This window comes from Carboxylicivirga sp. (genome assembly GCF_982718395.1).
Genome location: NZ_CEXQWX010000069.1, coordinates 19835 through 29684 on the forward strand (window position 1 = coordinate 19835; position 9850 = coordinate 29684).

6 protein-coding genes are annotated in these 9850 nt (G+C 37.2%); all 6 read right to left on the bottom strand.

Features of this window, described 5'->3' with window-relative positions:
* Window positions 1-173 precede the first annotated feature (173 nt).
* Window positions 174-1370: a thioredoxin family protein gene (locus tag AC4MRQ_RS13710; protein ID WP_491198252.1), complete on the bottom strand. Its 1197-nt coding sequence runs from the start codon at window positions 1368-1370 to the stop codon at window positions 174-176.
* A 26-nt stretch (window positions 1371-1396) separates the two neighbouring features.
* The gene (locus AC4MRQ_RS13715; RefSeq protein ID WP_491198253.1) at window positions 1397-1915 is read right to left on the bottom strand and encodes a hypothetical protein; all 519 of its coding nucleotides are present in this window, start codon (window positions 1913-1915) and stop codon (window positions 1397-1399) included.
* Window positions 1916-2034: 119 nt separating this feature from the next.
* The gene (locus tag AC4MRQ_RS13720) at window positions 2035-3453 is read right to left on the bottom strand and encodes a RagB/SusD family nutrient uptake outer membrane protein (protein ID WP_491198254.1); all 1419 of its coding nucleotides are present in this window, start codon (window positions 3451-3453) and stop codon (window positions 2035-2037) included.
* A gap of 11 nt (window positions 3454-3464) precedes the next feature.
* Window positions 3465-7229 (bottom strand): SusC/RagA family TonB-linked outer membrane protein, encoded by a 3765-nt coding sequence (locus AC4MRQ_RS13725; protein WP_491198255.1) that lies wholly within the window; start codon window positions 7227-7229, stop codon window positions 3465-3467.
* A gap of 89 nt (window positions 7230-7318) precedes the next feature.
* Window positions 7319-8482, bottom strand: a complete 1164-nt coding sequence (locus AC4MRQ_RS13730; RefSeq protein ID WP_491198256.1) for a FecR family protein — start codon at window positions 8480-8482, stop codon at window positions 7319-7321.
* A gap of 417 nt (window positions 8483-8899) precedes the next feature.
* Window positions 8900-9421 carry an RNA polymerase sigma-70 factor gene (locus AC4MRQ_RS13735; protein WP_491198257.1) on the bottom strand — a complete coding sequence of 174 codons (522 nt, stop codon included), beginning with the start codon at window positions 9419-9421 and terminating at the stop codon, window positions 8900-8902.
* Window positions 9422-9850 lie beyond the last annotated feature (429 nt).

Here is a 9850-nt window from a genome sequence, read left to right on the forward strand (position 1 = left end):
ATTGAAGTAAATGAATGAAGTAACTTGCCTTGAAGAACTTCCAGGTACAATAGTATTATAACATATTTTGCAGATTTAAGCCCGGTTATTGGCACTTACCGGGCTTAGCTTTACAATTGAAATCGAGAACCCAACTGTAAAAATTATTAATGAAAGAACTAAATAATTAAGTCTTAAAATGCAAAAGGAGTTACACTATTTTTATTTTCAATATTGATCATTGTATCATAGCACCATCTTAATTTGTCATTACCAGCATATTCATCAGTAAGACTCCGATATTTTTTAGCAAAAGCAGCTGCTTCATCCTTCTTTCCTCCAATATAAAGGCAGTAAGCGTAACCAGACATCGTGTAAAAATGTGAAGTATCCTGGTCGATAATTTGCTTGAAATATTTACTGGCAAACAAGGCATGCTCAGGCTTAACTGATTTTGCTTTAGTTACAGTGGTCATCATCATTAAATTAAAATCCATAGGTTCTCCATATTTACCAGCATATTCAATAATTAACGGGATATATTCTGAATATTTTTCCTGCATTCTGTATGCTTCAATCTTATACAACTCTAGTGCCTGTGCTGCATATTCCGGGAAATCATTTGCTGCCTGCTTTAGATTTTTCTGTTCTATATCACTTTCCGGATGGTCAGCAACATGATGGAACCATCGAATATGAAGGGATTCATTGGCCAGACCCGGAAATTTGTCTTTATTGTTTTTAACCAATTCGTAAAACTTATTGCCAACCCTGGCTTTCCAAAATACCATATCGACTGCTTCAGGACTCCACTTTTCCTCTTCTGAATATGCCTGATATAGATCCCATGATTCCTCTTGGCTCATTGCTATTCGCTGTTCTTCGGCTCTTGCTTCATAATACTTTTTCAAAAATTCTGCATCGCGATTTCCCTTATCATATTCAGCCTGATACCAGGAAAAATCTTTGATATCTTCTCCCAACGCCTTACGACCAAGGTTAATCAATTGCTCAACATTTTTAGCTCCTATGGCATTATCGATAACAGTCTTTCCTTCACTATTAATAAACACAAGTGTTGGATAACCTTTAACACCATATTTCTTTGCTAACTCAGGTCCTTCTCCCACTTCTGCATCTATTTTATAACTGATGAAGTTTTTATTGTAAAAATCACCTACTTCAGGTTTAGTAAAAGTTCCTTTTGCCATTACCTTGCAAGGGCCACACCACTTTGTGTAAAAATCGATAAATACCGGTTTATTTTCTTCTTTTGCCTTTGCCAATACTTCCTCAAAAGTTCCATGGAAAAATTTAATTCCATGTTCTTTATCGTGTGCATAAGCAATAACACTTATTGCTACAAAAACTAATAATATGAATCTTTTCATCTCTATAATATTTTATTTTAATACTATTACAATACAGAATTTCTCACATTGAAATAGTATAAATCGTAATCTTCCTTTTCAACTTTTTGATAATAGCTCATGTTGAAGAAGTTCATATCAATCTTGGTTCCCTCATAAAATTCACCTTCATATTGCTGAATCAGGTAACCATCTTTATAGATGTATACACTTTTAATTTGTGTGTTATTCAAGACATCTACTAATTTACCTTCCTGTATAATGATGCGATATGCACCATTAAAACCCAATTTTTGGATTAATGGTTTTTCTTCCTCCGTCAGCTCACGTCCTTCGTAATATTCCTTCTTATTATTAAAGTAAACCTCAATTTCCTTTTCTGTTTTGTTAGCTATGTAAAAACCATTCATGGATTTTTCATCTTGCTCATTATTCTCATCTGAACTGTCATCAATAATATCAGCTGTATCATCAGGATTTGTAATATCTGCAATAGCATCTGCTTCATCACAACTTGCTAAAATAAACAAGAATAAGAAAGGTAAAATTGTTTTTAGAATCTTCATATGTTAAGATTGTCAATTAGGTAATTATTAATAAAAATAATCAAGTAGCTTTAGACTAAAATTAGGTCATTACAGACTAATAAGCCCATCGATAAACGACAGGCTTATTAGTCCAAATGTTATTCACGTGGATTTTGAGTTAATTCACCCTTTCCTGTGATAATCATTTTTTCTCCAATAGGAATGGCCCAGTTAATACTATTAGCATTCCAGGTTTTATCTTTTCGGGTTAATGAAATATCTGCATTATGCAAAGCATTTAATCGTTTAATATCAAAGAAACGCATACCTGTAATATGAAATTCTCGACGGCGTTCATTAATAACATGCTGAATAGCTTCCTCCTGCGTTGAGGCACTTAGCTCAAATGCACTTCCCGTCGCAAATCGATTGGCTCTTAAGGTATTTACTTCTGCCATTGCTTCCCCCCAACGTGATACATCACGAGCCAAAGCCTCAGCTTTAATTAACAATAACTCTGGTACAGTAATACCAATAGGTGGAAAGTAGACCGGCATATTGTATCCAATAGCATACTTATCACCCACTATTTCGGCTACTTTTGAGATACGCAAGTCATTAATTTTATCGGTGTACAAAGCTGCAAGTTCGTCTGAGAACATACCTAAACCACATGCATATGGTGGTACTATCCCTTTGCCGTTGTATACCAATGGCATATTACTATGTTTAAACAAAACAAATTCAGGATTATATGATGTACGTGGTAACAAAGCATAGCCTGGAGGAAATGGAATAGGTGGTATAAAATTATAGTTATACAAATTACTATTGGCCGCCAGTGCTTTTTCGGCATATTCAAGAGCTAATGCATAATTGCCCTTGTGTAATTGTACACGAGCCATCAATGCCTCAGCGGCAGATGTATTAATACGACTGATATTTGGACGCCCTGATAATAAAGCAGGAATAGCTTCTTCCAAATCACCAACTATTTGATTATAAACATCATTTACCGATGCTCTCATCAAGGACTCTTCTGTATTACCATATTGCGTTAATAGTGGTATGCCTGAACCTTCCTCATTGGCTTTAGCTTCACCATAATGCACACCATAAATATTAACCAGGCGCCAATAAGCATGTGCACGATGTACAAGTGCCTCTGCCTTATATTGTGCTATTAAAGCCTCATCTCCTGATAACTCCTCCAAAGAATTTAAAATGTGGTTACAGCTACCTACTACATCATAGTGGTTCTCCCAGCTTTCATCTAACTCACTGGATTGGTAAAACACATCATCCAATAAATACATTGATTTAAGCGGGCGTGTAAGACTGTTGGAAGCTAGAAAGTCAAGATCCTCATCAACAACTTGTACATTGTCAGAAAGTATGGATATTACATCACTATTGCCACTGCCACCCGACAGCGAGTTTCCCGCCTGTAACAGGGCATCTATATCTGCCAATGATTCTACTATTGTTTGTCCTTTGGGTTTTATATCAACATAGTCTTCACAAGCACTAAATAGGGCCAGTAAAAGAATCGGTAAAATTATATGTAACTTCTTCATTGTTCTTTCTTTTAAAATTCAAATTTCGCACCAACCACAAATGATACCGGCATTTTAATGCCTGGTCGATACGCACGACTCACCGTATTTCCAAATGATATTTCACGACCGCTAAAAGGCACTGATTCCGGATCTACATCAACATCATTAGCTTTCCAGATAAGACCTAAATCACGCACCTGGAATAAAAGGTTAGCGCGGGCAATGCCTAACTTAGATAACAAATCAGGATTCAGGTCATATTGTAAAGTGATGTCTTTAAAACGAATATGTGAAGCATCATGAATGCCGTAATCGGAATATGCAAATGCCATGAATCGGTAGTCCGATAATTCTTCCGTATTGCGAGGCATCGCCGGTATACCCGTTGAATTTTCATCACCCGGAGCCTGCCACATGTTCGCAATATCTTTATGCTTGGCCTTGGTGTCATCGCCTGCTGAGTATCGTCCATACTTCGCCTGCAAGTTTTCCTGAAATACGTGCCCGAATTTGTATGTCATTAAAGCAGACAGCGTAAATTGCTTATAACGAAATGTATTGGTAAATCCTCCAAAATAAGGTGAAATAAATGGTTTTGTAGTTACTAAATCATGCTCGGTAAGTAATCCAAATGAAGGATCGCTATAGCTAATAATATCACCATCTCCATTGTAAACTTGTGGGTTACCATTAGCATCTAACCCTGCATATTTATAGCGTGCCTGCGAACTAATGTCTTCACCAATTATTTTAACAGTTCCTTCTTTGGTTTTAATGTAATAATCCTGAGCATTAAGTTCGGGACGATCACTGTACTTAATCACCTCGTTTTTATTATAGGTGAAGTTCAAATTGGCATTCCAGGTAAAATCGTGCTTACGAATTACATCCCCTCCAAGGTTAATCTCAATACCCTTGTTACTAATCTCTCCTTCATTTACAAAAACCGGTGTTAGCGCATAGGTTGGATTAACCAATTGTGGCACCAATAAATCAATGCTTTGCTTGGTATAAACATCGATGGTACCGTTCAAACGATTAAAGATGCCAAAATCTACACCAATATTAAAGGTATTTGTTTGTTCGGGTTTCAGGTTAGGGTTAGCAGAACTTAAAATATAGGCATATTGTGCACCAGATATCCAGTCACTAAAATCACTGTATTGTATAACCGTTTGAGTGGTCAGACCCTGTCGCATATTTCCGTTAACACCATAGGATGCCCTTACCTTCAACACATCTAACCAATTATAATCCAGAAACTGTTCTTTAGCAGCATTCCATGAACCACTAACAGCCCAATATACGTTGGTAGCCAAGCGTTTGTTAATACCAAATGCAGTACCACGAGCTAATTTTAATGACCCTTCAATATTGTACTTGGCTTTATAGCTATAGCCCATATTGGCAAAAGATGCGGTCGTTCGACTAATAACCGGCACCCGGTAATTATTAATATTGCTGTAAGTAGCCGCACCAAGGTATGGATCAACCAGCACACCGCTTCCATCAATATCTTCCTGCACGTTATTGTTATTATCAGCCCAACGCGAATGGTTGAAATTACGGTCATATAAACCAGTCACATCACTATACCCTACATAGCGATCCTGTCTGCTGGTTGATTCACTTTCTGTTGCCTCCATACCAAGCAATCCATTCACCACATGGTCATTTGCAAATACTTTATTGAAGTTCAGATTACCTCTGGCTACTGTATACTCGCTTTTTGTATTTTGCATCTCAAGCCAATTACCATATGGCATAGCTCGATTAACTCCAGAACCATCTCCCGGATCGGGCGTCATCACATAACTATTCATTGTAGTTCTCGTTGCTGCCAAGCCAAGTGGTAAATGCTTGCGATACTCATTGTCAATAACATTGTATTGGTATTTAACATCGGCACTTAACCAACTGGTAATATCGTAAGTCAAACCTGCTGCCAGTCGGATATTTGAAATACTTAAACGATTATCGTTGTATTTCTGGTCAAGAACTGGATTATAAGCTACATCATCAAAACCTAGCCCAATGAACTCTTCTTTATTACCTGAATAGGTATCTTTTATGGCTATTGGACTCCCCTGTTCATCCACTAGTTTATCAAACTGACTAATGTTATAATAGCCGTTATAAAGCGAGCTAATACCTAAACCATTATCCTTTTGCTTGCTATTAACAACACTTACATCAAAGGTTGTTGATAGCTTATCAGAAATTTTAATGTCAGTCATTAAAGCCAGGTTTAAGCGTTCATAATCATCGCCTTTCAATGCCTTTTTCTCATTCACATAACTTGAAGTAAAGTTGTAGTTAATAAATTTTGATCCACCGTTGATGCTCAAAGAATTTTGAGATGCGAATGAAGGACGAATAAACTGCTCGTCAAATTCGGGTAACACATTATTTTTTCCTAATGCCAATAAAGCAGCGTCTCTATTCGCCACATCACTTGCAGTTTGATTACTTGCATAAAAATCAGCCCAAATCTCATCAAATTTGTTCAAATGACGATACTTTTCTCCATAATTAGGCACACCATTATCTATATAGTTAATAGCGCCCCATGCATAAGTCGACTCCGGGTTAATTAACTGGTTATTATTTAAGATTTTTATTTGATCTGCAGCAGAAGCTAAGCCCAGGTCATTTAAATCCATACGTGTTCCAAATGTCCAATTTGTTGAAAACGTTACCCGAGGAGTTCCTTCCTGTCCTCGCTTAGTCGTAATAACTATTACACCATTTGAGGCTCTTAACCCCCAAAGGGCTGTTGCTGCCGCATCTTTCAGCACATCAATCGACTCTATTGTCGCCTGGTCAATATCATTAAACGGCCCATCGTAAGGAAAACCATCAACAACAATGAGTGGCTGACGATTTTGTGAGTTTATTTGTTGGTAAACAGGATCATTAATTGATGACTCATCCGGATTGTAATCGAAAGTACTGGTACCGCGTAATATGAGCTCTAAACTTTCCTGTCCCCCGTCAGTTGTCACTGCGTTAATATTCAAACCTGTTGCCAATCCTTCCATTCGACTATCCAGGTTAGTGGTTACCTGACGCTCTACATTCTCCGATTTTATTTTGGCTGAAGCCGAGGTGGCACGTACCTTACTGGTTTTGGTGTAACCTGTTACCACTACTTCATCCAGTCCTGCAATGGCTTCAATCAATATAACATTAAACTCTCGTTGATTGCCAATAGGCATATTAACCGCTTCAAAACCCAACATAGTCACATACAAAACCGGATTTGGAAAAGATTCAATATACTGCAAAGAGAATTCACCATTCAATCCTGTGGCTGTTCCAATATTCGTTTCCTTTATCATTACTGCCACACCAGGTAAAGGTTCCCCCTTTTCATCTTTAACTGTTCCGGTAATGGTGATTTTCTTATCGGGTTGTTGGGCTTTGGCTACAGGAGCTTTCTTATTTATTACATAAATGCCGTTCTTTAATTGAAAATCTAAGTCAGTATCTTTTAAAATCTCCTTTAACACATCCTCCAGTTGACCTTCCGTCTCCACATTAAGACTGGAATATTGTTCTACCATATCCGAATTAAATGTGAAAACAAAGTCAGTCTGGCTCTGGATTTTCCACAACAAATCGGAAAGAGAAATATTGCTCTCTTTCACCACCAACTTCTCGTTTTGTGAGTACACAGCTGCCGATAGCTGTACCATTCCCACAATTATTAAAACAACTGACAACTTCATAACTTTGTACAGTTTTTGCATCTTACCTCTTTCGAGGAAGACTGGTTCACGTTTTTTTTTCATAATTTTAAAATCTATTTACGTTAGAACTAGCTGACTGCAATCAGCTTTTTAACTTTTGGGGAGTATTACCAGTACTCCCCATTTTTATTTTAATTAACGGACTGAATAACTATATTTTTCCCTTTTACTTTGAATTGGACCGTTTGCGTTAAGGCCAAGGCTTCTAAAATCTGGTTAATATCTTCCTGGCGATTCGTATTTAAGGAGAAACGTTCGTTCTTCATGTCTGGATTTTGATAGAAAATCTGACAATCATACCAACGAGCCAGATCAGTTACAATACGATCTAAAGGTGTATTCTTGTAAACAAAACGTCCTTCTTTCCACGCAGCATAAAGTGAAGCGTCAACATCTAGCAATTGCAATTGGTTTTGAGCATCCACAATTGCTTGCTTGTCCGGTTTCATCAGTACTTTTTGAGTTCCGGTTGACAAGGCTATGCTTCCTTCAACAAGCGTTACTATATCCACTTTTTCATTAGTATAGGTACGAACATTGAATGCTGTTCCCAGAACTTCCACTTTCTTGTTATTAAAGTGTACAAAGAATGGTTTCTCTTCGTTTTTCGCTACTTCAAGAAACACCTCTCCGGTAGCGTAAACTTCACGTGTATTACCGGCAAAATTCTCCGGGTATCTCAGGCTTGATTCTGAATTGATCCACACTTTCGTTCCATCAGCCAACGTTAGATTATATTCCATGCCCCGGGCAGTTTTTACAGTATTGTAACGCTTATTTGCAAAGACACTGTTACTATCCTGGTAGACGGCTCCTAAAGAATCGATGGCAATGCTTGTTCCGCTTCCTATCATTTGCAAGGTGGTATCGGCAGCTGATAACTCCACTTGCTGTCCATCTGATAAGATCAACACCGCTTTCTTTTCTCCTGGTTGAATAGTTTCACTGAGATGACTATCGTTTACTTCAGGTATATGACTTAACTGATAAACAGTGTAAAATAATACCAATGGCACCAAAACAGCCGCTGCATAACTTATCCATCGCTTAAAATTTATACGGGGAGAAATGCGTTTATCCATTGCTTGCCAGGCTTTTTCTACATTGTATTCATCATACTCAAATCGTTTTTTCAACAAAAGCTCCTTATTGGTCAAACGCTTATACAAGGAGTTGTTTTCCGAAACTGCTAACCAGGTATTTAATACCTGTTGTTCTTCCATTGATAATGCCTGCCCATCAATTTGTTTATTAATGAGTTGTATTATCTGTTCGTTATCCGTTTTTGCTGCCATTTATCTAATGTAATCATCCGTTTGGACTCTTTCAACTGCTAATAAAACACGCTTGTTTCTTAAAGTGATGACAAGAAATTGACTTTTTTTGATTTTATTTTAACAAAAGGAGTTTAATGCTGAGGGTGTGATGAACGCTGAAGTGAAATACTTGGTAATACAACCCTCTAAATCTCCCATCCCAATTAAGTTAAGCAATCTCCAAACGCTCATCCTTCATTTCTCTAAAATGAACAGCGCGCCGGATAAGCCCCTTTAGGGGTTTGGGGTAACGGTGGCGAAATGATAACAACATCAATTTTTCTTAGCTTAATAGCATTGAAGGGAATTATAGTGATGAAATTTTAATCAAAAATACCAATGCTTTGAATAGAGTATTCTCTTTCTACTCCTTCTATTCGTAATTAGCTATATATCCTAACCAAACAGTATTACCAACAGCCACTGAATTCCTTTCAGTTTTTCGCGAAGTGTTTTATAGCCTCGTTGTCTTAGTGTTTTAACGGTATTAATAGAAACTCCCAGATCATCGGCTATCTCCTGGTTGGAATGGCCATACATAACGCCCATCATCACTTTACATTCCTGTGGGGGAAGGTTTTTCAGTGCATTATAAACGGGAGCAAAAACACCTTCTTCGATTATCCCCTCATCAACGGTTGGTAGAGCTAACTCATACTGGTTCTTTTCTTTTACCTTTTGGTGACGAATGATGTTCAGACATTTATTACGCACAGAATGGTAGAGATAGTATTTAACAGCCTTCTCTTCATTAAAACCTGAACGCACATCCCACAATGAAGCAAAAGCATCCTGAACTGTATCTTCACATAAATCCTTATCATTAAAAAACTGACGGGCAAAAGAGCATAAAGCCTGATAGTACTTTTTAAAAAGGTACTCGAATGATTGCCTGGTTATGTGATAGTTTTGTTTCAAGAGTTAGAATTTGGACTTTTTATTGGAATCCAAAACTAGAAATATTTAGTCTGTCTTGAAAATTTTAGTGCGTACTTTCTATATAGTTAAACCAATCGTTCAACGAAATAAGTTCATTTGACAAGATTTTCTTAAACTCTTCATTGACATTTCAGCTACAATTCAAGAGTTCTCACGGTTATAATACGTAAAAGAACTTTCTTCATATTTTGCCACACAATTGACACTATTTACCTCGTTTTTGCCATTAATCCGGCAAATCAATATGTTTATTAAACAAATACCATCATTAAACAAACATCTGATGGTGCGTGACGGTTATCATGTTCTTAATTATCTAAATACGGTTACTTTAATTTAAAATATTGCAAAGTAAACCGCCGGCGGGTGATCAACCTTCCCTGTTTTGAGCGACCGAGTTGGAAGATA

Bases quoted from the DNA above. Each gene is read 5' to 3' on its own strand.
- AC4MRQ_RS13720 (WP_491198254.1), bottom strand. From the start codon at position 3,453: ATGAAGAAGTTACATATAATTTTACCGATTCTTTTACTGGCCCTATTT.
- AC4MRQ_RS13715 (WP_491198253.1), bottom strand. From the start codon at position 1,915: ATGAAGATTCTAAAAACAATTTTACCTTTCTTATTCTTGTTTATTTTA.
- AC4MRQ_RS13710 (WP_491198252.1), bottom strand. From the start codon at position 1,370: ATGAAAAGATTCATATTATTAGTTTTTGTAGCAATAAGTGTTATTGCT.
- AC4MRQ_RS13725 (WP_491198255.1), bottom strand. From the start codon at position 7,229: ATGAAAAAAAAACGTGAACCAGTCTTCCTCGAAAGAGGTAAGATGCAA.
- AC4MRQ_RS13730 (WP_491198256.1), bottom strand. From the start codon at position 8,482: ATGGCAGCAAAAACGGATAACGAACAGATAATACAACTCATTAATAAA.